This is a genomic window from Burkholderia sp. ZZQ-2 (genome assembly GCF_050768715.1).
Taxonomy (GTDB): domain Bacteria; phylum Pseudomonadota; class Gammaproteobacteria; order Burkholderiales; family Burkholderiaceae; genus Burkholderia; species Burkholderia cepacia.
This window is the reverse complement of record NZ_LDVA01000385.1, coordinates 15,931-36,304: the sequence shown is the minus strand read 5'-3', so window position 1 is coordinate 36,304 and position 20,374 is coordinate 15,931. Positions and strand designations below refer to the sequence as shown.

The following is a 20,374-nucleotide window of genomic DNA, read 5'->3' as shown; positions in this document are numbered from 1 at the left end:
TCGATCAGTCCTGCATTTCGCGGCCCGTGAGCCGCAGGAACACATCTTCCAGATTGGCCGGGCGATGCAGATAGCGCAACCCCGTGCGACCCTTGAGTCGCGCACTGAGCGGTTCCGGGTCGCTCACGTAGCAGAACAGCGTCTCGCCGCTGATCTCGGTGTGCTTCGCGAACGCCGCCAGCTCGTCGCGCAGCGTGGCCGGATCGGGCCCGTAGATCTCGATCACGTCGCAGCCGATTTCCGATTCGATCAGTGCGTGCGGCGCTCCTTCGGCGATCTTGCGGCCTTCCTCGATCACGCATAGCCGGTCGCACAGGCGCTCGGCTTCTTCCATGAAGTGCGTGGTGATCAGGATCGTCTTGCCTCGAGCGAGCAGCGAGCGCAGGCGTTCCCACATGAGGTGGCGCGCCTGCGGGTCGAGGCCCGTCGTCGGCTCGTCGAGCACCAGCACATCGGGATCGTTGACGAGCGCACGGGCTAGCGTGAGCCGGCGCTTCATGCCGCCCGACAGCTCGCCGACCTTCGCATCGGCCTTGTTCTCGAGCTTCGCGAATTCGAGCAGGGGTTTCACGAGCGCGTGCGCAGCCTGCGCCGACATGCCGAAATAGCGGCTGAAGACGAGCAGGTTCTCGCGCACGGTGAAGTCGGGGTCGAGATTGTCGAACTGTGGGACGACCCCGACACGCTGGCGCGCATGCCGCGCACGCGATGGAACCGGTTCGCCGCAGAGCGAAATGGTGCCTGCATCGGGGTGCGTGAGTCCGAGCAGCATTTTCAGCGTGGTGGTCTTGCCCGCGCCGTTGGGGCCGAGCAGGCCGTAGCATTCGCCGGCCTGCACGGTGAACGACAGGCCGTTGACGACGAGCTTGTCGCCATAGCGCTTTTCGACGTTCCGGAAATCGATCGGTGCAACGAGCATGGGTGTGTTGTCGTTGTAAGCGGGCGCGGCAGCGTTCCGCTGCCGGATGCATGGCCGGTTGGCGAACCGATCGGACGATTGCCTGTCACACGGGCATGACCGAAGCGCACGACGCCGGCGCCTGGTGGCCCGCTGGAGTACGAACGGGCCATTCTAGTGCATCGGCTGCGTCTCTTCAGGGCATGCCTGCGCGGTGCGATGCATGCGCGCACCGATCGTGCACCGCATCATCGCGCACGCGCCGAGCGGGGCGAATCAGCGTTTTCCATCCCTTGCGTCCTGAATTGCGGCGCACCATGATGAATGCGTAGGCTCGTTGTTGCGATAGGGAGGTTTCATGGCTAGCTACAACAAGATTCTGCTGTGTTACGACGGCACGCTCGAAGGGCGCAAGGCACTGCGCTGCGGCGCCAATCTCGCGATGGACCTGAAGGCCGAAACGCATTTGCTGTCGGTCGTCGACATGCGCTCGAGCATTGCACAGAGCGCGGGTTTGCTGACCGACGTCGCGTGCGGCCGGTTTGAGGAAACCGCGCGTGAAATCCTGCAGGAAGGGGTGAACTGGCTGCGCGAGCGCGGCGTGCAGGCCGAAGGCCATTTCGCATTCGGCTATCCGATCGACGAAATCGCGAATCTCGCGACGGAACTGAACGCCGATCTCGTCGTCGTCGGCCACCGGTGCCGCAGCGGGCTGTCGAGATGGTGGATGGGCTCGGGCAACACACAACTGCTCGATCGCGTGAACTGCAGCATTCTGGTCGCGTGTTCGTCGGCGCAAGAGCAGAAGGCTGAAATCGCACGCGAGCGTGAAGCGGCCACGGCGAACGGCAAATGATCCAATGATTCGATGACTGCCTGACTGGCGAACCGTGCCGGTCGGGCAGTCACGCCGCCTCAGTGGCTCGGGCGACGCCCCCGAGCCAGTCAAGTCCTGTCGGGCCCTGTCAAGCGTGCAGGTCGATTGCGGACAACTTCCACGAGAACAGGCCGAAGCGGTGGAATATCGCCGCATAGCGCGTGCCGTCGGCACTGCGCTGGTAGGTCACGACGAATTCATCGATATTCCGGTAGCCGGCGCTGGTTTGCTGCTGATGCGGCGAATGCGGTGCTTCGACCGGGCTGGCCGGCGCGGCAGCAGCAGGGGGCGGCGATGATGCGGCTACCGCGTTGCTGCCCGGAGCGGCTGCGCTTGCCGAAGCCTGATTGGGCGCCGGTGCGGCCGGCGTGTTGCCCGATGCATCGCTGCCTGGTGGCAGATTCGACAAGTCAGGTGGACGCTCTCCCGGATTGCCACGCGGTGGCAATCCGCTCATCAGCGCGGCCACACCCTCCGGGGTCGCGTATGCATCGACCAGCGGGCCGATCAATGCCGACCCGATCAGTGCACCGAGCACCGCGAATGGATTGCTCTTCTTCACCGCGTCGATCCGGCGCATCAGCTCTTCCGTGACCTGCTGCTTCAGGCTGATGCGCAGCGACGGAAAATCGACATATTCACTGATGGCCTGCGCATCGCGCGCATCGATCGCTGTTTTCAGGCGGCCGAGCGCGACGTACGGCGACGCGTAGGCATAGCCGATCGCCGCAACGGCGGCGATGGCCAGCACGATGATCAGCAGGGGTTTGAGCCGCCATGCGCGGCCCGAAGATCCGGTCACGTTGCCTCCGGTGCGGGGATGTTCCGCAATCAGAGACCGCCAGGCGTAGCCGATCGTTCCTCTGCAATGCAGCGATCGATCATCCGGCACACGGCATCGATCGTGCCGACCATGATCAGGCGCGACCGACCGTGATAGACGCGCACCGGCGCGCGACGCGCGGGTTCCGCGTGATTCAGGCCGGCGTTCAGCGATACCCGCGCGAAAGCGGGGAGCGCCGACGGCAGCAGGGACGCCTGCCGTTCGACTGCGACTTCTTCTTGCACAGGCGCCGCCGCGGACAGCGGTGCGCAGGGCGTGCGGCCGCGCAGGTGACGCAGGCGACCGAATTGACGGAAAGGCAGCAGGCGGGCAAGGCGTTCCATGATGTTCTCCTCAGCGAGACGGAATGTCAGAGTTCGCCCGAGCGGATCAGCCCGACGGCGATGCCTTCCAGCGCGAATTCCGCGCTGCCGGCCTTGACGAAGATGTTTTCGTAATCCGGGTTCTCCGCGATCAGCTCGAGACCGCCCGGCCGGCGCATCAGGCGCTTGACCGTGACGTCGTCGCCGAGACGCGCGACGATGATCTGGCCGTCCTTCGCTTCCGTGCGCTTCTGCACGGCGAGCAGGTCGCCATCGAGGATGCCGGCGTCGCGCATCGACAGGCCGCGCACTTTCAACAGGTAGTCGGGCTTGCTGGTGAACAGCGCGGGATCGCACGCGTAATGCTGCGAGATGTGCTCCTGCGCGAGGATCGGGCTACCGGCTGCCACACGGCCGACGAGCGGCAGCGACAGCTGCATCAGGCCGGCGTGCGGGAGCGTGAACTGGTGCGGGGCATCGTCGATGCCGAGCAGGCGGATGCCGCGCGACGCGCCGGCGGCCAGCTCGATCACACCCTTGCGCGCCAGCGCGCGCAGGTGCTCTTCGGCCGCATTCGGCGAGCTGAAGCCCAGTTCGGCCGCGATCTCGGCACGGGTGGGCGGGAATCCGGAGCGCTCGATCGCGCGACGGATCAAGTCGAACACTTGCTGCTGACGGGCGGTGAGTTTGGTCATGGCTCAACTGTATGGATAGACAGTGAGCTGTATTTTTATACAGTAGTTCGCGAATTTCAAGTGTTACGTGAGGTTCGACGCGATCACGCCGGTTCCGACGTGATTTTGCGACGTCCGGACGCCGGTTCATCTGCCGCAACCGTCCATCCCGTCTGCGTTAGCACTTTTGAGTATTAAAAAATGAGGAACGATTATTTTTAATCATGTAACCCGTTCGCTAGACTGGCCCGACATCGCAATACCGACAACACTGGAGAACCAAGGATGGGCAAGCGCAATACGGGGCTGGTGGGCGGAGTGGGCCGCCTGATCGCAACACTCGCGCTGGGCGCGGCGGCGGCGCTGGGCGTCGCGACGCACGCCCAGGCCGATACGACCTTCCTGAACGTGTCGTACGACCCGACGCGCGAGCTGTATCAGGACTTCAACCAGGCGTTCGGCAAGGAGTGGAAGGCGAAGACGGGCGAGACCGTCAACTTCAAGCAGTCGCACGGCGGTTCGGGCGCGCAGGCGCGCTCGGTGCTCGACGGCCTGCAGGCCGACGTCGTCACGCTGGCATTGGCGTACGACATCGACGCGCTCGCGAACAAGGGCCTCGTCAACAAGGATTGGCAGAAGCGCCTGCCCGACAATGCGTCGCCGTATACGTCGACGATCGTGTTCCTGGTGCGCAAGGGCAACCCGAAGGGGATCAAGGACTGGGACGACCTGACCAAGCCGGGCATCTCGATCGTCACGCCGAACCCGAAGACGTCGGGCGGCGCACGCTGGAACTACCTGGCCGCATGGGCGTACGCGGTGCACAAGCCGGGCGGCAACGAGCAGACGGCGAAGGAATTCGTCACGAAGCTCTACAAGAACGCGGGCGTGCTCGATTCGGGCGCACGCGGCGCGACCACGAGCTTCGTGCAGCGCGGGATCGGCGACGTGCTGATCGCATGGGAAAACGAGGCGTTCCTGTCGGTCAAGGAATTCGGTACCGACAAGTTCGAGATCGTCGTGCCGTCGGTGAGCATCCTGGCCGAGCCGCCCGTCGCGGTGGTCGACAAGGTGGTCGACAAGAAGGGCACGCGCAAGCTGGCCGATGCGTACCTGAACTTCCTGTACAGCCCGCAGGGCCAGGAGATCGCGGCACGCAACTACTACCGGCCGCGTTCGAAGAACGTGCCGGCGGAGCTGACCAAGCAGTTCCCGAAGCTGAAGCTGTACACGGTCGACGATACCTTCGGCGGCTGGACGAATGCGCAGAAGACGCATTTCGCGGACGGCGGCGTGTTCGATTCGATCTACAAGCCGCAGTAACACCATAACGACAGCGGCGCGCCACGACAGCGCGCCGCACCCTCGGCGGGCCGCCGGCGCAAAGCATCGCGCCGGCGTTTGCGTCGGACCCATGAGCAGCATCGACCCAGCAAGAGCATCCGATGACGACGTACACCTTTCGCAAGCCGAGCGCGCTGCCCGGTTTCGGCGTGACGCTAGGCATCACGGTGGCCTATTTGAGCCTCGTGGTGCTGATACCGCTCGCCGCCACGTTCCTGAAGACCGCGACGCTGTCGTGGGACCAGTTCGTCACCGCCGTCGCGTCGCCGCGCGTGCTCGCGTCGTACCGGCTGACGTTCACGTCCGCACTCGGCGGCGCGCTGATCAACGCCGTGTTCGGCTTCCTCGTCGCGTGGGTGCTCGTGCGCTACACGTTCCCGTTCAAGCGCCTCGTCGATGCGATCGTCGACCTGCCGTTCGCGCTGCCGACGTCGGTTGCCGGCATCTCGCTCGCGGCCGTCTATGCGACCAACGGCTGGGTCGGCCAGTATCTCGCGCCGCTCGGCATCAAGATCGCGTTCACGCCGGCCGGCGTGCTGGTTGCGCTGACCTTCATCGGGTTGCCGTTCGTCGTGCGCACCGTGCAGCCGGTGCTCGAGGATTTCGAGCGCGAGCAGGAAGAGGCGGCCGCGTGCCTGGGCGCGTCGCGCTGGCTGACGTTCCGCCGTGTCGTGCTGCCGGCCGTGCTGCCGGCGCTCCTCACCGGGTTCGCGCTCGCGTTCGCGCGTGCGCTCGGTGAATACGGCTCGGTGATCTTCATCGCCGGCAACGTGCCGATGAAATCCGAGATCACGTCGCTGCTCATCATCACGAAGCTCGAGCAGTACGACTACGCGGGCGCGACCGCGCTGGCGGTCGTGATGCTCGTCGTGTCGTTCCTGATGCTGCTGCTGATCAACACGCTGCAGTGGTATCTGCAGCGCCGCACGAGCAAGGGTGCGAGCGGTCCCGCGCCTGCTACCGTCACCGCCGCCGCAGCAGGAGGCCAGCAATGAGCCAGGAGGCCACCGTCGTGCTGAAAACCCCGTCTTCGGCCGAGCAAGGGCGCGCTGCGAAGCGGCTCGACCCCGTCAGCGAGTCGCGCGTCGTGCGCTGGCTGCTCACGGGCATCGCGCTGGCGTTCCTTGCGTTCTTCCTCGTCGTGCCGCTCGCCGCGGTGTTCGTCGAGGCGCTGAGAAAAGGCGTCGGCTTCTATCTCGAATCGCTGGCCGATCCCGACGCGTGGTCGGCGATCAAGCTGACGCTGACCGTCGCCGTGATCGCCGTGCCGCTGAACCTCGTGTTCGGCGTGTGCGCGTCGTGGGCGATCGCGAAATTCGAATTCCGCGGCAAGGCGCTGCTGACGACGCTGATCGACCTGCCGTTCTCGGTGTCGCCGGTGATCTCGGGTCTCGTGTACGTGCTGCTGTTCGGCGCGCAGGGCTGGCTCGGGCCGTGGCTGCAGGCGCACGACGTGCAGATCATCTTCGCGGTGCCGGGCATCGTGCTCGCGACGATCTTCGTCACGTTTCCGTTCGTCGCGCGCGAGCTGATTCCGCTGATGCAGGCGCAAGGCACCGACGAGGAAGAAGCCGCGCGCGTGCTCGGCGCGTCGGGCTGGCAGATCTTCCGCCGCGTGACGCTGCCGAACGTGAAGTGGGGTTTGCTGTACGGCGTGATCCTGTGCAACGCGCGTGCGATGGGCGAGTTCGGCGCGGTGTCGGTCGTATCGGGCCACATCCGCGGCGTGACCGACACGATGCCGCTGCACGTCGAGATCCTGTACAACGAGTACAACTTCGCGGCAGCGTTCGCGGTGGCGTCGGTGCTCGCGCTGCTCGCGCTCGTCACGCTCGCCTTGAAACTGATCGCCGAGCGTCATCTCGCCGCCGAACTGGCCGGCGCGAGCGACACCGTTCCCGCACACGCCGGCCCCGCCGCCGTTTCGTCGAAATCGTAAAGAGGCAACCAGAATGGGTATCACCGTCCGTAACCTTCAGAAGCGCTTCGGCGATTTCACGGCGCTCGACAACGTGTCGCTCGACTTCCCGCCCGGTGAACTGGTCGCGCTGCTCGGGCCGTCCGGCTGCGGCAAGACCACGCTGCTGCGCGTGATCGCGGGCCTCGAGCACGCGGACGCCGGCCAGGTCGTGCTGCAGGGGCTCGACGTCGCGTCGGTCGGCGCGCGCGATCGGCAGGTCGGGTTCGTGTTCCAGCACTACGCGCTGTTCCGCCACATGACCGTGTTCGAGAACGTCGCGTTCGGGCTGCGCGTGAAGCCGCGCCGCGAGCGGCCGTCGGAAAGCGCGATCCGCGACAAGGTGCACGAGCTGCTGAAGCTCGTGCAGCTCGACTGGCTCGCGCAGCGTTATCCGTCGGAACTGTCGGGCGGCCAGCGCCAGCGCATCGCGCTCGCCCGCGCGCTCGCGGTCGAGCCGAAGGTGCTGCTGCTCGACGAGCCGTTCGGCGCGCTCGACGCGAAGGTCCGCAAGGAACTGCGCGGCTGGCTGCGCCGTCTGCACGACGACCTGCACATCTCGACGATCTTCGTCACGCACGACCAGGAGGAGGCGCTGGAAGTCGCGGACCGCATCGTCGTGCTGAACCGCGGCCACGTCGAGCAGGTCGGCAGCCCGCAGGACGTCTACGATCATCCGCAGAGCGCGTTCGTCTACGAGTTCCTCGGCGCGGCCAACCGGCTGCCGGGCACGGTCGCCGGGCGCGGCTTCGTGGCCGAGGGCGCGGCTGCGCCGATCGAGGTCGATGCCGATTTCGCGGGACCGGCGAACGCGTACGTGCGGCCGCACGACCTGCAGCTCTGGCCGGCCGGTGAGGGGCACCGCGACGGCATCGCGGTGGACGTGCGCCGCGTGATTCCGCTCGGCGGTTCGGTGCGCGTGGAGCTCGAGGCGCGCGCGGGCGGCGCGCTCGAGGCGGAACTCGATCGCGACGCATGGCGTGCGCTGTCGCTGCAGGTCGGCGACGGTGCGACGGCCGTGCCGCGCGCGGTGCGTGTGTTTCCCGCGCGTTGACGCCAGAATGCAGGGCAGGGGGCGGAGCGCGCTCCGATCAGACAATCAAACAACGACAGCCTAAGAGGCATACCCATGAATTTTCAGCAATTGCGGTTCGTGCGCGAAGCGGTGCGCCAGAACATGAACCTGACGGAAGTCGCGAACGTGCTGTACACGTCGCAGTCCGGCGTGTCCAAGCAGATCAAGGATCTCGAGGATGAGCTGGGCGTCGATATCTTCATCCGGCGCGGCAAGCGGCTGACGGGGCTCACGGAGCCCGGCAAGGCCGTGCACCAGCTGATCGAGCGGATGCTGCTCGATGCCGAGAACCTGCGCCGCGTCGCGCGCCAGTTCGCCGACCAGGACAGCGGTCACCTCGTCGTCGCGACGACGCACACGCAGGCGCGCTACGCGCTGCCGAAGGTGATCCGGCAGTTTACCGACGTGTTCCCGAAGGTCCATCTCGCGCTGCGCCAGGGCAGCCCGCAGCAGATCGCGCAGATGATCCTGAACGGCGAGGCCGATCTCGGCATCTCGACCGAAGCGCTCGACCGCTATCCGGACATCGTCACGTTCCCGTGCTATTCGTGGCACCACACGGTCGTCGTGCCGAAGGGCCATCCGCTCGTCGGTCGCGAGAACCTGACGCTCGAGGAAATCGCCGAGTACCCGATCATCACGTACGACCAGGACTTCACGGGCCGCTCGCACATCGACCAGGCATTCACGCAGGCGGGTGCCGTGCCCGACGTCGTGCTGACCGCGATCGACGCCGACGTGATCAAGACCTATGTCGAGCTCGGAATGGGGATCGGCGTCGTCGCGGCGATGGCCTACGATCCGCAGCGCGACACGGGGCTCGTCGCGCTCGATACGCAGCACCTGTTCGAGGCGAGCACGACGCGGGTCGGCCTGCGCAAGGGCGCATTCCTGCGTGCGTATGCGTACCGGCTGATCGAGATGTTCGCGCCGCACCTGAACGAAGCGGAAATCGCGGGGCTGTTGCGCGAAGCCGTTTGACGACAGTACGTCCTGCGCCGTCCGCGCGATCACCGCGGATGGCGCGACGTCCCGTCATGCACCAGGCGGCGGCAGGCGATCTGCCGCCGCCTGGTTGTTCGACCCAGACTCATCGAATCACCGGCCGCAATCGCGGTTTCCTGCCGATTCATCCCCGCACCCGGCGCACGACATGCGCTCGCCTGCCAGCGAGAAATCAAGACGGTACGTTCGAGCGCCTCGCATCGGGCCTTGCCATCCTGCATACCGGCCGCCCCGTTTCTCCTTGTCTGTGATTCAATGCGCGTGAATACCGGCTGACGGGTGTTGCCGCGACTCTCCGGCACCATCCCGACCGGCCGGCCCGCTTCAACGACACCCTTCGCGACGCCGGAACGAAGCGCGGGGCACATGACCGACAGCCCGTTCGCATTCGCAACACACCGCACGCGGATTGCCTGTTCGGACACATTCGGCAGCATGGCGCACAGCACGCAACACGCGTGACGACGAGGTAAACAATGAACCTGAAATGGTTTCTCTTTTCCTTCGAAGGCCGGATCGGACGCCTGCCGTGGTGGATCTACGCACTGGTTTCCGCGTTGCTCAGCGTGTTTTTCGATGCGGATTCGTACCGCTCGCCGGATGACGATCTGCCGCTGCTGGCGATGCTGGTGCTCATCGTGGTCGCCGTCGTCGCGGCGTGGTCGTCGATTGCGGTCGGTGTGAAGCGGCTGCACGACATCGACAAGTCGGGATGGTGGATGCTGTTGGTGTTCGTGCCGATCGTCGGCGCGCTCGCGTTGTTCGTGATGAACGGCTTCATCGCCGGCACGCCGCATGCGAACCGATTCGGCGAGCCGCCGTCAGCCGATGAAGACGAGCCGGCGCCGCGGGATCCGGCGTGACACGCGCTCCGAATAAACCCTTAAATATTGATCAGACAGGTTGCGCGCCGACGCGAATCGGTACAGCATAGCCTTCACTCCGCCGGCTTCCCGCCGGCGGCGGCGCGTAAACAACAGCACGCGTCAGGCAGTCGGCCGTCTGCCTCGCTTCCATTCCGTGGTACCGACAGCAGCATCGATGGCCATTGCCCGGGTAGTGTGGCGCAAACGTTTGCTCACATTAAAACAACAGTCAAACAATAGTCCGGTCCTTGGGGCCGGTCGCCAGGAGATGTGTATGAATGTCCTCTTTCGCCGTCGCTTCCTGACCGCCGCGCTCGCCGCCGTCGCGGTTGCCGCCGCACCGGCCGTCCATGCGCAATCATCGGCCAAGCCGAAGGTCGCGCTCGTGATGAAGTCGCTCGCCAACGAGTTCTTCCTGACGATGGAAACGGGCGCGAAGGAATACCAGAAGCACAACGCGAACCAGTTCGACCTGATCACCAACGGCATCAAGGACGAGACCGACACCGCGAACCAGATCCGCATCGTCGAGCAGATGATCGTGTCGAAGGTCGACGCGATCGTGCTCGCGCCGGCCGATTCGAAGGCGCTCGTGCCGGTCGTGAAGAAGGCGGTCGACGCCGGCATCATCGTCGTGAACATCGACAACCGGCTCGATCCCGACGTGCTCAAATCGAAGAACCTGAACGTACCGTTCGTCGGCCCGGACAACCGCAAGGGCGCGCGCAAGATCGGCGATTACCTCGCGAAGCGGCTGAAGGCGGGCGACCAGGTCGGCATCGTCGAGGGCGTGTCGACGACGACCAATGCGCAGCAGCGCACGGCCGGCTTCGAGGATGCGATGAAGGCGGGCGGGATGAAGGTCGTATCGGTGCAGTCCGGTGAATGGGAGATCGACAAGGGCAATGCGGTCGCGGCCGCGATGCTCAACGAATACCCGAACCTGAAGGCGCTGCTGTGCGGCAACGACAACATGGCGATCGGCGCCGTGTCGGCCGTGCGCGCGGCCGGCAAGCAGGGCAAGGTGTTCGTGGTCGGCTACGACAACATCAACGCGATCAAGCCGATGCTGAAGGACGGCCGCGTGCTCGCGACGGCCGATCAGTACGCGGCGAAGCAGGCCGTGTTCGGCATCGACACGGCGCTCAAGGCGATCTCCGAGCATCGCAAGCAGGCCGACATGTCGGGCGTGGTCGAGACGCCGGTGGATCTCGTGACGAAGTGACGCAACCCCGATACGGCCGCCGCCCTCAAGAATCGGGCGCGGCGGCCGTTATCAGGGGTGAGCGCGATCACGGCCACTGCATGCACATGCACTTGTGAGCGTCATACCCGCGCGCCGCGTGCGCGCGGCCGCAATCAGGATCGCGATGGACCCGACTTCCCAACCCTCCCGCGCAGCCGCTCCCGTGCTGTCCGTATCCGGCATCGGCAAGACCTATGCCGAACCCGTGCTCGCCGAGGTCACGCTGACGCTCGAGGCGGGCCACGCGCTTGCGTTGACGGGCGAGAACGGCGCCGGCAAGAGCACGCTGTCGAAGATCATCGGCGGGCTCGTCGAGCCGACCGTCGGCACGATGCAGCTGGGCGGCCAGCCCTATGCGCCGGCGAGCCGGACGCAGGCCGAGGCGCTCGGCGTGCGCATGGTGATGCAGGAGCTGAACCTGCTGCCGACCCTGACGGTCGCCGAAAACCTGTTCCTGAACCGCCTGCCGCGGCGCTTCGGGATCATCGACCGCGCGCGGTTGCGCGACGACGCGCGGGCCGCGATGGCGCAGGTCGGGCTCGACACGGTCGATCCCGATACGCCGGTGGGCGCGCTCGGCATCGGCCATCAGCAGATGGTCGAGATCGCGCGCAACCTGATCGGCGACTGTCGCGTGCTGATTCTCGACGAACCGACCGCGATGCTGACCGCGCGTGAAGTCGAGCTGCTGTTCGAGCAGATCGACCGGCTGAAGGCACGCGGGGTCACGATCATCTACATCTCGCACCGGCTCGAGGAGCTCGCGCGTGTCGCCGAGCGGGTCGCGGTACTGCGCGACGGCCGGCTCGTCCATGCGGGCGACATGGCGGCGACGACGTCCGACGGGCTCGTCACGCTGATGGTCGGGCGCGAGATCGGCGAGCACATCGATCTCGGCGAGCGCCGTATCGGCGCACCGCGGCTCGTCGTGTCGGGCCTCGCCCGCGGGACGGCGGTGCGCGACGTGTCGCTCGAGGTGCGCGCGGGCGAGATCTTCGGCATCTCGGGGCTGATCGGCGCGGGACGTACCGAACTGCTGCGGCTGATCTACGGCGCGGATGCGCCTGATGCGGGAACGATCGCGATCGGCCAGCCGCCGAAGCCGGTGCGGATCGGCTCGCCCGTCGAGGCGGTGAAGCACGGCATCGCGCTGATCACCGAGGATCGCAAGGGCGAAGGGTTGCTGCTCACGCAGTCGATCACCGCGAACGTGTCGCTCGGCCAGCTCGACCGGCTGGCGCGCGGCGGCATCGTCGACAGCGCGCGTGAAACGGCGCTCGCCGAGCAGCAGATCGACGCGCTGCGAATCCGCACGCACGGTGCGGCGCAGGCGGTCGGCGAGCTGTCGGGCGGTAATCAGCAGAAGGTCGTGATCGGCCGCTGGCTCGCGCGCGACATGGGCGTGCTGCTGTTCGACGAGCCGACGCGCGGGATCGACGTCGGCGCGAAGTTCGAGATCTACACTTTGATGGGCGCGCTCGCGCGCGAAGGCCGCGCGCTCGTCGTCGTGTCGAGCGACCTGCGTGAGCTGATGCTGATCTGCGACCGGATCGGCGTGATGTCGGCCGGGCGCATGACCGCCGTGTTCGAGCGCGGCAACTGGACCCAGGATGCACTGCTGGCCGCGGCATTCGCCGGCTTCGGCCGCGAGACGCCGCCGGACGGCGCACGGCATCCGGACGCGGGGCAGGCGCAAGGCGCCGCTCCGGGCACTTCGACGACAGGACGACAGCAATGACCCAGCCTCCCGTATCCCCGACCGACGCAGGCGCGCAGCAGGACGTGACGGGGCGCCGCGCGCGCACGCTGTCCGGCACGCGGCTCGGCCTGTCGAACTATCTTGGGCTCGCCGGCGCGCTTGCCGCGATGATCGTGCTGTTTTCGACGCTGAGCTCGCATTTCCTGACCTACGATACGTTCAGCACGATCGCGAACCAGATTCCCGATCTCGTCGTGATGTCGGTCGGGATGACCTTCGTGCTGATCATCGCCGGGATCGACCTGTCGGTCGGCTCGGTGCTCGCGCTCGCCGCGTCGATGGTCAGCGTCGCCGCGCTGAAATGGCAGTGGGGGCCGCTGCCGGCCGCGCTGATCGGCATCGCGGTCGCGACCGTCACGGGCGCGCTGACGGGCGCGGTCACGGTCGGCTGGCGGATCCCGTCGTTCATCGTGTCGCTCGGCGTGCTGGAGGCCGCACGCGGCCTCGCGTACCAACTGACGAATTCGCGCACCGCCTATATCGGCGACGCGTTCGATTTCCTGTCGAACCCGATCGCGCTCGGCATCTCGCCGGCGTTCCTGATCGCGGTCGCGGTGATGATCGCGGCCCAGTTCGTGCTGACGCGCACCGTGTTCGGACGCTATCTCGTCGGGATCGGCACGAACGAAGAAGCCGTCCGACTTGCCGGGGTTAACCCGAGGCCGTATAAAATTCTCGTATTCGCGCTGATGGGCGCGCTCGCGGGGCTCGCGTCGCTGTTCCAGATTTCGCGGCTCGAGGCGGCCGACCCGAACGCGGGCGTCGGCCTCGAACTGCAGGTGATCGCGGCCGTCGTGATCGGCGGCACGAGCCTGATGGGCGGGCGCGGCTCGGTGATCAGCACGTTCTTCGGCGTGTTGATCATCTCGGTGCTGGCCGCGGGGCTGGCGCAGATCGGCGCGAACGAGCCGACGAAACGGATCATCACCGGCGCGGTGATCGTGGTGGCGGTCGTGCTCGATACGTATCGCAGCCGGCGCACGCGCGTGCGGTAGAAAGACAGACAGAACAGACCAGAGAGAAACGGGAAATGGCGACGATCAAGGATGTGGCAGCCATGGCGGGCGTGTCGTTTACGACCGTCTCGCACGTGGTGAACAACTCGCGGCCGGTGTCTGCGGATGTGCGTGCGAAGGTCGAGGGCGCAATCCGCGAGCTGAATTACGTGCCGTCGGCCGTGGCGCGCTCGCTGAAGGCGCGTGCGACGGCGACCATCGGCCTCGTCGTGCCGAACAGCACGAATCCGTATTTCGCGGAACTTGCGCGCGGCATCGAGGATCAGTGCGCGGCCAATGGCTATTGCGTGTTCTTCTGCAACTCGGACGACGATCCCGTGAAGCAGCGCAACTACCTGCGCGTGCTGCAGGAAAAGCGCATCGACGGGCTGATCGTCGCGTCGGCGGGCGAGGATGCGGTGCTCGCGCAGACGCTTGCGGACATCCATGCGCCGCTCGTCGTCGTCGATCGCAACATCGAGGGGCTCGCGGCCGACCTCGTGCAGATCGACCACGAGCGCGGCGCGTACCTGGCGACGCGCCACCTGCTCGAGCTCGGGCACGCGAAGATCGGCTGCATCACGGGGCCGACCGACACGGCGGTCAGCGCGATGCGCGTGCACGGTTTCATCCGTGCGATGGCCGAGCGCGGTGTCGACATCGTGCCGGGCGCGATCGCGGAAAGCGACTTCTCGTGCCTCGGCGGTTATCACGCGGCGTCGCGGCTGTTCGAATCGGTGCGGCCGAGCGCGATCTTCGCGGGCAACGACCTGATGGGCGTCGGCGCGCTGCGTGCGGCGGCCGAGCGCGGCATGCGTGTGCCCGACGACTGTTCGATCATCGGATTCGACGACATCGAATTCTCCCGCTACACCTATCCGGCGCTGTCGACGGTCGGCCAGTCGGTGCGCGCGCTCGGCGAAATGGCGGCGCAGACCCTGATCGAGCGCATCGGCGGCGGCTCGTCGGCCGTGCCGAGCCGCCGTCGCGTCGTGTCGCCGCGTCTCGTGCTGCGTGAATCGACGGCGATCTACCGCGAGCCGCCGGCTTCCGGCGGTCGCGCATGACGGCGCCCGCAGCGGGCGCCGGCCGCGTGACGGTGGTCGGCAGCCTCAACATGGATCTCGTCGTGCGGGCGCCGCGCCTGCCGCTGCCCGGTGAAACGCTCGCCGGTCATGCGTTCGCGCAGGCGGCGGGCGGCAAGGGCGGCAACCAGGCCGTCGCTGCCGCGCGGCTCGGCGCGCAGGTCGCGATGATCGGCTGCGTCGGCGCGGATGCGCACGGCGCGGCACTGCGTGCGGGTCTCGAAGCCGAGGGGATCGACTGCGCGGGGCTCGCGACGAGCGCGTCGGCGTCGACCGGCGTCGCGCTGATCGTCGTCGACGATGCGAGCCAGAACGCGATCGTGATCGTCGCGGGCGGCAATGGCGAGGTCACGACCGATACGGTCGCGCGGCACGAGGCCGCGCTGGCGTCGGCCGACGTCGTGATCTGCCAGCTCGAGACGCCGCCGGATGCGGTGTTCGCGGCGCTGTCGGCCGGACGTCGGCTCGGCCGCACGGTGGTGCTCAATCCGGCCCCGGCCGTCGCGCCGCTGCCGGACGGCTGGCTGCCGCTCGTCGATTACCTGATCCCGAACGAGGTCGAGGCGGCCGCGTTGACCGCGCTGCCGGTGCGCGACCCGGCGGAGGCGGAAGCCGCCGCCCGCGCGCTGCAGGCTGGCGGCGCGCGCAACGTGCTGGTCACGCTGGGCGCGCGCGGCGTGCTTGCGCTGACGGCCGACGGCGCCGCGCGGCATTATCCGGCGCCGGCCGTGCAGGCCGTCGACACGACGGCGGCCGGCGACACCTTCATCGGCGGCTTTTCCGCGCGGCTCGCGGCCGGCGCGGACGTCGATACGGCGATCCGCTTCGCGCAACGCGCGGCGGCACTGTCGGTCACGCGGGCGGGCGCGCAACCGTCGATTCCCACGCTTGCCGAACTGGCCGGATAGGGCCTGATCACGCATCGCAGCCGGTTCGTCGCAAACGACGGCCGGCCGCGTATCCGCGATGCGCGCCGGCGACGGAGGGCCTTCCATCGATGTGCGCTCTAGTGCACGGCGATGCACGTATTTTCGTTCAGCTATTTGTAATAAACAGACGAATAATTCGAAAAAATAGCGGAAACGCCATCAAGTTGTGCGATGCATGGTCGTAAATGCATCAAGTGAAGCAATGCTTCGAAGCGACGGGTCCGTCCCGTCCATCACGACGCAACACAGGAAGGATGATGGCGTTCAAAAACCTGACGATTCGTGCGCGCATCGGTTTCACGATGGCGTTTCTGGCGGTGCTCCTCGGTGTGATCGGTGGGCTCGGCGTGTATGGAATGACGCGCGCGAACGGCACGACGCGCGAGATTTTCAAGAATCAGATGCCAAGCGCGGTCGATGTCTCGCTTGCCGAGATCTATTCGGCGCGCGAACGCCTGGCCCTCGACCGGGCGGCGCTCCTGGCCGGCACGCCCGATGCGGCGGCTGCCATCGAGCGAAGCCGCGGGATGCGCGCGCAGTCGGACACCTGGTGGCAAAAGTATCTCGCGTTGCCGCGCGGCCCGGAGGAGGATCGCATCGCACAGGACGTCGCCGCGAAGCGGCAGGCGTTGCAGCACGAGTGCGACGCGTTCGCGAGCGTGCTCGGGGCGAATCAGGCCGACCGCATCGGCGACGGCGCAAAGCAGCTCCAGGCGCGCTACACCGACCTCTCGACGGCGAGCGAGGCGTTGCGCAACTACCAGTTCAGCGACGCGCAAGCCAACTTCGATCATGCGGAATCGGTGTACGAGACGCTGCGTGTGCTGGCGATCGTCGCGCTGGCGGCCGGCTTCGCCGCCGCGGTGGTGTCGTGGCTGACGCTGAGCCGCGCGATCGGCCGCCCGATTGCCGACGCGCTCGCGCATTTCGACGCGATTGCCGCCGGCGACCTGCGCCGGCCGATCGTCGTGGACCGGCGTGACGAGATGGGCCAGCTTCTCGAGGGCCTCGGCAAGATGCAGCGCGGGCTCGTCGAGACGGTGCGCACCGTGCGCGGCGGCAGCGAGTCGATCGCGACCGCGGCGCGCCAGATTGCGGCCGGCAACATCGACCTGTCGTCGCGCACCGAGGAGCAGGCCGCGGCGCTGCAGGAAACCGCGTCGAGCATGGAGCAGCTGACCGGCACCGTGAAGCAGAACGCAGACAATGCACGCCAGGCGAGTTCGCTGGCCGCGAATGCGTCGGAGATTGCAAACAAGGGCAATACGGTGGTCGGCCAGGTGGTCGGCACGATGGGCGAGATCAACGACAGCTCGGCGAAGATCGCGGACATCATCGCGATCATCGAGGGAATCGCGTTCCAGACCAACATTCTTGCGCTGAATGCAGCAGTGGAAGCCGCGCGGGCCGGCGAGGAAGGCCGCGGTTTCGCGGTCGTCGCGGGCGAGGTGCGCAGCCTGGCCCAGCGTTCGTCGGCCGCGGCCAAGGAGATCAAGGTGCTGATCGACGCGTCGGTGGAGCGCATCCGGTCGGGTTCCACGCTGGTTGACGAGGCAGGGCGCACGATGAGCGACGTGATCGGCGCGGTGCAGCGCGTGACGGACATCATGGGCGAGATCGCGGCGGCATCCGAGGAGCAGAGCGGCGGGATCGACCAGGTGGCGCGCGCGGTCGCGCAGATGGACGAGGTCACGCAGCAGAACGCGGCGCTCGTCGAGGAAGCCGCGGCCGCCGCGCAGTCGCTCGACGAACAGGCCGGGCGCCTGCGTGAAACGGCAGCGGTATTCCAGCTCGCCGACGACACGTCGCGGCCGGGTGCCGCGGCACCGGTTGCGGTGCGTCAGGCGCCGCGTGCGTCTTCCGCGGCGGTTGCCGCGCCTGTCGCTGCTGCGCGCGACGATCGCGATGCCCAGCCGAAACGCGCGGCTGCGGCGGCACCGGTGCGCAAGCCCGTCGCGGCCGCCGCTGCGCCCGCGCAGGCGGCCGCTACCGGTGGCGCGGACGACTGGGAAACCTTCTGATTCGCGCGTGCCGCGCATCTATCCCCATTTGGTAGCGAACGACGCCCGCAACACGCGGGCGTCGTCGTTTCTGCGGCGGAGAAATGTGACAGTCGACGTACATGAACGACGATCGTGCAGGGTTGCGTGCATCGAGCGATCTGCATCGACGGAAGTTGCGCACTGGTGCGAGTGAAGTTCCCGCATTCGCCGTACGGGTATCTCCGTAAGGGCGCTGCGAAAAAAATTTGTAACGGCGCGCGCAACGTGTCGTCGCAAACGGCTGCTCGAACGTATAGGGATGAAGGGGGAAGTGACGACGTCGGATGTGTCCAACGCACAAGACGTTCCGTTGTTCGACGAGACGCGACGGATGCAGTTTCTGCGGCTCGGGAGATCGATTGTAAAACGACGAAATGCGTTGTCCAAGCGGTGTTGTCGAGAATGACGAACTTCATACGAAGAGTTCGTGAAAAAAAATAAGAAAGGGTTTAGGATGAATTCGAACGCGCTTGCTTCTGCGCAGTCGTACGAAGGCAGGCACGTCTTCAGACTCAGGCGAGGGAGGTAGCATGGATATTTACAGCAGCTTCGCGAACCGCTTCGAAAAAACGCGAGAGGAAGAGCTCTCGCTGGAGGAGTATCTCGCGCTCTGCAAGAACGATCCATCCGCGTACGCGACGGCTGGTGAACGCATGCTGGCAGCAATCGGGGAACCTGAACACATCGATACCCGCAACGATCCGCGCCTGTCGCGGATCTTCGCGAACAAGGTCATCAAGGTCTATCCCGCATTCCGTGAGTTCTACGGAATGGAGGAAGTGATCGAGCAGGTGGTCGCATATTTCCGTCACGCTGCGCAAGGGCTCGAAGAGAAGAAGCAGATCCTCTATCTGCTTGGCCCGGTGGGCGGCGGCAAGTCGTCGATCGCCGAGCGTCTGAAGCAACTGATGGAGCGCGTGCCGTTCTATTCGCTGAAGGGTTCGCCCGTCAACGAATCGCCGCTCGGGCTGTTCGACTACGACGAAGACGGCCCGATCCTCGAGGAACAGTACGGCATTCCGCGCCGCTACCTGAAAAACATCCTGAGTCCGTGGGCCGTCAAGCGCCTGCACGAATACAACGGCGACATCCGCCAGTTCCGCGTGGTGCGTCGTTATCCGTCGATCCTGCGGCAGATCGGCATCGCGAAGACGGAGCCGGGTGACGAGAACAACCAGGACATCTCGTCGCTGGTCGGCAAGGTCGATATCCGCAAGCTCGAACAGTACGCGCAGGACGACGCCGACGCGTACAGCTACTCCGGTGGCCTGTGCCTCGCGAACCAGGGCCTGCTCGAGTTCGTCGAAATGTTCAAGGCGCCGATCAAGGTGTTGCACCCGTTGCTCACCGCCACGCAGGAAGGCAACTTCAAGGGCACCGAGGGCTTCGGCGCGATTCCGTTCGACGGGATCATCCTCGCGCACTCGAACGAGTCGGAATGGAAGGCGTTCCGCAACAACCGCAACAACGAGGCACTGCTCGACCGGATCTTCGTCGTGAAGGTGCCGTACTGCCTGCGCGTATCGGAAGAGACCAAGATCTACGAGAAGCTGATCCGCAACTCGTCGCTGGCCGAGGCCGTCTGCGCACCGGGCACGCTGAAGATGATGTCGCAGTTCTCGGTGCTGTCGCGCCTGCACGAGCCGGAGAATTCGAGCCTGTTCTCGAAGATGCAGGTGTACGACGGCGAAAACCTCAAGGATACCGATCCAAAGGCGAAGTCGTACCAGGAATACCGCGACTACGCGGGCGTGGACGAAGGGATGACGGGCGTGTCGACACGCTTCGCGTTCAAGATCCTGTCGCGCGTGTTCAACTTCGATTCGAGCGAGGTCGCGGCCAACCCCGTGCACCTGATGTACGTGCTCGAGCAGCAGATCGAGCGCGAGCAGTTCCCGCCGGAAACCGAGCAGAAGTATCTGTCCTTCGTGAAGGACGTACTGGCGTCGCGCTACGCGGATTTCATCGGCAAGGAGATCCAGACGGCCTACCTCGAGTCGTATTCGGAGTACGGCCAGAACATCTTCGACCGCTACGTCACGTATGCGGACTTCTGGATCCAGGACCAGGAATTCCGCGATCACGATACGGGCGAGAGCTTCGACCGCGCCGCGTTGAACGCGGAGCTGGAGAAGATCGAGAAGCCGGCCGGCATCAGTAATCCGAAGGATTACCGCAACGAGATCGTGAACTTCGTGTTGCGTGCACGGGCGGCGAACGCCGGCAAGAACCCCGTGTGGACGAGCTACGAGAAGTTGCGCGTCGTGATCGAGAAGAAGATGTTCTCGAATACCGAGGAACTGTTGCCGGTGATTTCGTTCAACGCGAAGGGTTCGGCGGAGGAGCAGCGCAAGCATGAGGACTTTGTGAACCGGATGGTCGCGAAGGGCTATACGCCGAAGCAGGTGAGGCTGCTTTGCGACTGGTACCTGCGCGTGCGCAAGTCATCATGACGCGCGCGGTACTGCGCCCGTAC

General features: G+C 66.1%; 19 protein-coding genes. 14 read left to right on the top strand and 5 right to left on the bottom strand.

The window, feature by feature from the left end; genetic code table 11:
- Window positions 1-4 precede the first annotated feature (4 nt).
- The gene (gene nodI / locus ABY44_RS39140; RefSeq protein ID WP_021157008.1) at window positions 5-919 is read right to left on the bottom strand and encodes a nodulation factor ABC transporter ATP-binding protein NodI; all 915 of its coding nucleotides are present in this window, start codon (window positions 917-919) and stop codon (window positions 5-7) included.
- 337 nt (window positions 920-1,256) lie between these two features.
- Here nodI and ABY44_RS39135 point away from each other — a divergent pair, with 337 nt between their 5' ends.
- A complete protein-coding gene (locus ABY44_RS39135) occupies window positions 1,257-1,754 on the top strand; it encodes a universal stress protein (protein WP_021157010.1) in 498 nt (165 codons plus the stop codon).
- Between the two features lie 109 nt (window positions 1,755-1,863).
- Here the strand turns inward: ABY44_RS39135 and ABY44_RS39130 are convergent, their stop codons facing one another.
- The 3 genes from ABY44_RS39130 to lexA are packed head-to-tail and all read right to left on the bottom strand — an operon-like array spanning window position 1,864 to window position 3,616.
- Window positions 1,864-2,577: a DUF2939 domain-containing protein gene (locus ABY44_RS39130; protein ID WP_060172136.1), complete on the bottom strand. Its 714-nt coding sequence runs from the start codon at window positions 2,575-2,577 to the stop codon at window positions 1,864-1,866.
- Window positions 2,578-2,606: 29 nt separating this feature from the next.
- The gene (locus ABY44_RS39125; RefSeq protein ID WP_006476078.1) at window positions 2,607-2,942 is read right to left on the bottom strand and encodes a hypothetical protein; all 336 of its coding nucleotides are present in this window, start codon (window positions 2,940-2,942) and stop codon (window positions 2,607-2,609) included.
- 26 nt (window positions 2,943-2,968) lie between these two features.
- Entirely contained in the window at window positions 2,969-3,616 is a 648-nt protein-coding gene (gene lexA, locus ABY44_RS39120; RefSeq protein ID WP_006754655.1) for a transcriptional repressor LexA, read from the bottom strand.
- 264 nt (window positions 3,617-3,880) lie between these two features.
- On the opposite strand from lexA, the gene ABY44_RS39115 reads away from it, so the two are divergent.
- The 5 genes from ABY44_RS39115 to ABY44_RS39095 all read left to right on the top strand — a co-directional run bounded on the left by ABY44_RS39115 (window position 3,881) and on the right by ABY44_RS39095 (window position 8,952).
- A complete protein-coding gene (locus ABY44_RS39115) occupies window positions 3,881-4,918 on the top strand; it encodes a sulfate ABC transporter substrate-binding protein (protein WP_011351893.1) in 1,038 nt (345 codons plus the stop codon).
- Window positions 4,919-5,040: 122 nt separating this feature from the next.
- Window positions 5,041-5,934, top strand: a complete 894-nt coding sequence (gene cysT / locus ABY44_RS39110) for a sulfate ABC transporter permease subunit CysT (protein ID WP_027787480.1) — start codon at window positions 5,041-5,043, stop codon at window positions 5,932-5,934.
- Window positions 5,931-6,878 carry a sulfate ABC transporter permease subunit CysW gene (gene cysW / locus ABY44_RS39105; RefSeq protein WP_027787479.1) on the top strand — a complete coding sequence of 316 codons (948 nt, stop codon included), beginning with the start codon at window positions 5,931-5,933 and terminating at the stop codon, window positions 6,876-6,878. The genes cysT and cysW overlap by 4 nt, the downstream gene beginning before the upstream one ends.
- Window positions 6,879-6,891: 13 nt before the next feature.
- Window positions 6,892-7,950 (top strand): sulfate/molybdate ABC transporter ATP-binding protein, encoded by a 1,059-nt coding sequence (locus ABY44_RS39100; RefSeq protein ID WP_027787478.1) that lies wholly within the window; start codon window positions 6,892-6,894, stop codon window positions 7,948-7,950.
- A 75-nt stretch (window positions 7,951-8,025) separates the two neighbouring features.
- Window positions 8,026-8,952 (top strand): CysB family HTH-type transcriptional regulator, encoded by a 927-nt coding sequence (locus ABY44_RS39095; RefSeq protein WP_006484201.1) that lies wholly within the window; start codon window positions 8,026-8,028, stop codon window positions 8,950-8,952.
- 29 nt (window positions 8,953-8,981) lie between these two features.
- On the opposite strand, the gene ABY44_RS39090 is transcribed toward ABY44_RS39095, so the two are convergent.
- Complete coding sequence (locus ABY44_RS39090; protein WP_155637880.1) at window positions 8,982-9,413, bottom strand: hypothetical protein; 432 nt, start codon at window positions 9,411-9,413, stop codon at window positions 8,982-8,984.
- A 39-nt stretch (window positions 9,414-9,452) separates the two neighbouring features.
- Here ABY44_RS39090 and ABY44_RS39085 point away from each other — a divergent pair, with 39 nt between their 5' ends.
- The 8 genes from ABY44_RS39085 to ABY44_RS39050 all read left to right on the top strand — a co-directional run bounded on the left by ABY44_RS39085 (window position 9,453) and on the right by ABY44_RS39050 (window position 20,351).
- Complete coding sequence (locus ABY44_RS39085) at window positions 9,453-9,839, top strand: DUF805 domain-containing protein (protein WP_060172138.1); 387 nt, start codon at window positions 9,453-9,455, stop codon at window positions 9,837-9,839.
- A 277-nt stretch (window positions 9,840-10,116) separates the two neighbouring features.
- Window positions 10,117-11,067 carry a sugar ABC transporter substrate-binding protein gene (locus tag ABY44_RS39080; protein WP_027787477.1) on the top strand — a complete coding sequence of 317 codons (951 nt, stop codon included), beginning with the start codon at window positions 10,117-10,119 and terminating at the stop codon, window positions 11,065-11,067.
- A gap of 145 nt (window positions 11,068-11,212) precedes the next feature.
- Window positions 11,213-12,826 carry a sugar ABC transporter ATP-binding protein gene (locus tag ABY44_RS39075; protein WP_060172140.1) on the top strand — a complete coding sequence of 538 codons (1,614 nt, stop codon included), beginning with the start codon at window positions 11,213-11,215 and terminating at the stop codon, window positions 12,824-12,826.
- Window positions 12,823-13,842: an ABC transporter permease gene (locus ABY44_RS39070; RefSeq protein WP_027787475.1), complete on the top strand. Its 1,020-nt coding sequence runs from the start codon at window positions 12,823-12,825 to the stop codon at window positions 13,840-13,842. The genes ABY44_RS39075 and ABY44_RS39070 overlap by 4 nt, the downstream gene beginning before the upstream one ends.
- A gap of 35 nt (window positions 13,843-13,877) precedes the next feature.
- Window positions 13,878-14,909: a LacI family DNA-binding transcriptional regulator gene (locus ABY44_RS39065; RefSeq protein ID WP_027787474.1), complete on the top strand. Its 1,032-nt coding sequence runs from the start codon at window positions 13,878-13,880 to the stop codon at window positions 14,907-14,909.
- Window positions 14,906-15,835 (top strand): ribokinase, encoded by a 930-nt coding sequence (rbsK, locus tag ABY44_RS39060; RefSeq protein WP_021157020.1) that lies wholly within the window; start codon window positions 14,906-14,908, stop codon window positions 15,833-15,835. The genes ABY44_RS39065 and rbsK overlap by 4 nt, the downstream gene beginning before the upstream one ends.
- Window positions 15,836-16,113: 278 nt before the next feature.
- Window positions 16,114-17,877, top strand: coding sequence for a methyl-accepting chemotaxis protein (locus ABY44_RS39055; RefSeq protein WP_060172142.1), 1,764 nt, complete (start codon window positions 16,114-16,116; stop codon window positions 17,875-17,877).
- Between the two features lie 551 nt (window positions 17,878-18,428).
- Window positions 18,429-20,351: a PrkA family serine protein kinase gene (locus ABY44_RS39050; RefSeq protein ID WP_021163181.1), complete on the top strand. Its 1,923-nt coding sequence runs from the start codon at window positions 18,429-18,431 to the stop codon at window positions 20,349-20,351.
- Window positions 20,352-20,374 lie beyond the last annotated feature (23 nt).

What these genes read in the sequence shown, in the direction of transcription:
- ABY44_RS39050 (WP_021163181.1), top strand. Translation starts at nt 18,429, where the DNA reads ATGGATATTTACAGCAGCTTCGCGAACCGCTTCGAAAAAACGCGAGAG.
- cysT (WP_027787480.1), top strand. Translation starts at nt 5,041, where the DNA reads ATGACGACGTACACCTTTCGCAAGCCGAGCGCGCTGCCCGGTTTCGGC.
- nodI (WP_021157008.1), bottom strand. Translation starts at nt 919, where the DNA reads ATGCTCGTTGCACCGATCGATTTCCGGAACGTCGAAAAGCGCTATGGC.
- rbsK (WP_021157020.1), top strand. Translation starts at nt 14,906, where the DNA reads ATGACGGCGCCCGCAGCGGGCGCCGGCCGCGTGACGGTGGTCGGCAGC.
- ABY44_RS39065 (WP_027787474.1), top strand. Translation starts at nt 13,878, where the DNA reads ATGGCGACGATCAAGGATGTGGCAGCCATGGCGGGCGTGTCGTTTACG.
- ABY44_RS39135 (WP_021157010.1), top strand. Translation starts at nt 1,257, where the DNA reads ATGGCTAGCTACAACAAGATTCTGCTGTGTTACGACGGCACGCTCGAA.
- ABY44_RS39085 (WP_060172138.1), top strand. Translation starts at nt 9,453, where the DNA reads ATGAACCTGAAATGGTTTCTCTTTTCCTTCGAAGGCCGGATCGGACGC.
- ABY44_RS39080 (WP_027787477.1), top strand. Translation starts at nt 10,117, where the DNA reads ATGAATGTCCTCTTTCGCCGTCGCTTCCTGACCGCCGCGCTCGCCGCC.
- lexA (WP_006754655.1), bottom strand. Translation starts at nt 3,616, where the DNA reads ATGACCAAACTCACCGCCCGTCAGCAGCAAGTGTTCGACTTGATCCGT.
- ABY44_RS39115 (WP_011351893.1), top strand. Translation starts at nt 3,881, where the DNA reads ATGGGCAAGCGCAATACGGGGCTGGTGGGCGGAGTGGGCCGCCTGATC.
- ABY44_RS39070 (WP_027787475.1), top strand. Translation starts at nt 12,823, where the DNA reads ATGACCCAGCCTCCCGTATCCCCGACCGACGCAGGCGCGCAGCAGGAC.
- cysW (WP_027787479.1), top strand. Translation starts at nt 5,931, where the DNA reads ATGAGCCAGGAGGCCACCGTCGTGCTGAAAACCCCGTCTTCGGCCGAG.
- ABY44_RS39055 (WP_060172142.1), top strand. Translation starts at nt 16,114, where the DNA reads ATGGCGTTCAAAAACCTGACGATTCGTGCGCGCATCGGTTTCACGATG.
- ABY44_RS39095 (WP_006484201.1), top strand. Translation starts at nt 8,026, where the DNA reads ATGAATTTTCAGCAATTGCGGTTCGTGCGCGAAGCGGTGCGCCAGAAC.
- ABY44_RS39075 (WP_060172140.1), top strand. Translation starts at nt 11,213, where the DNA reads ATGGACCCGACTTCCCAACCCTCCCGCGCAGCCGCTCCCGTGCTGTCC.
- ABY44_RS39090 (WP_155637880.1), bottom strand. Translation starts at nt 9,413, where the DNA reads ATGCTGCCGAATGTGTCCGAACAGGCAATCCGCGTGCGGTGTGTTGCG.
- ABY44_RS39100 (WP_027787478.1), top strand. Translation starts at nt 6,892, where the DNA reads ATGGGTATCACCGTCCGTAACCTTCAGAAGCGCTTCGGCGATTTCACG.
- ABY44_RS39125 (WP_006476078.1), bottom strand. Translation starts at nt 2,942, where the DNA reads ATGGAACGCCTTGCCCGCCTGCTGCCTTTCCGTCAATTCGGTCGCCTG.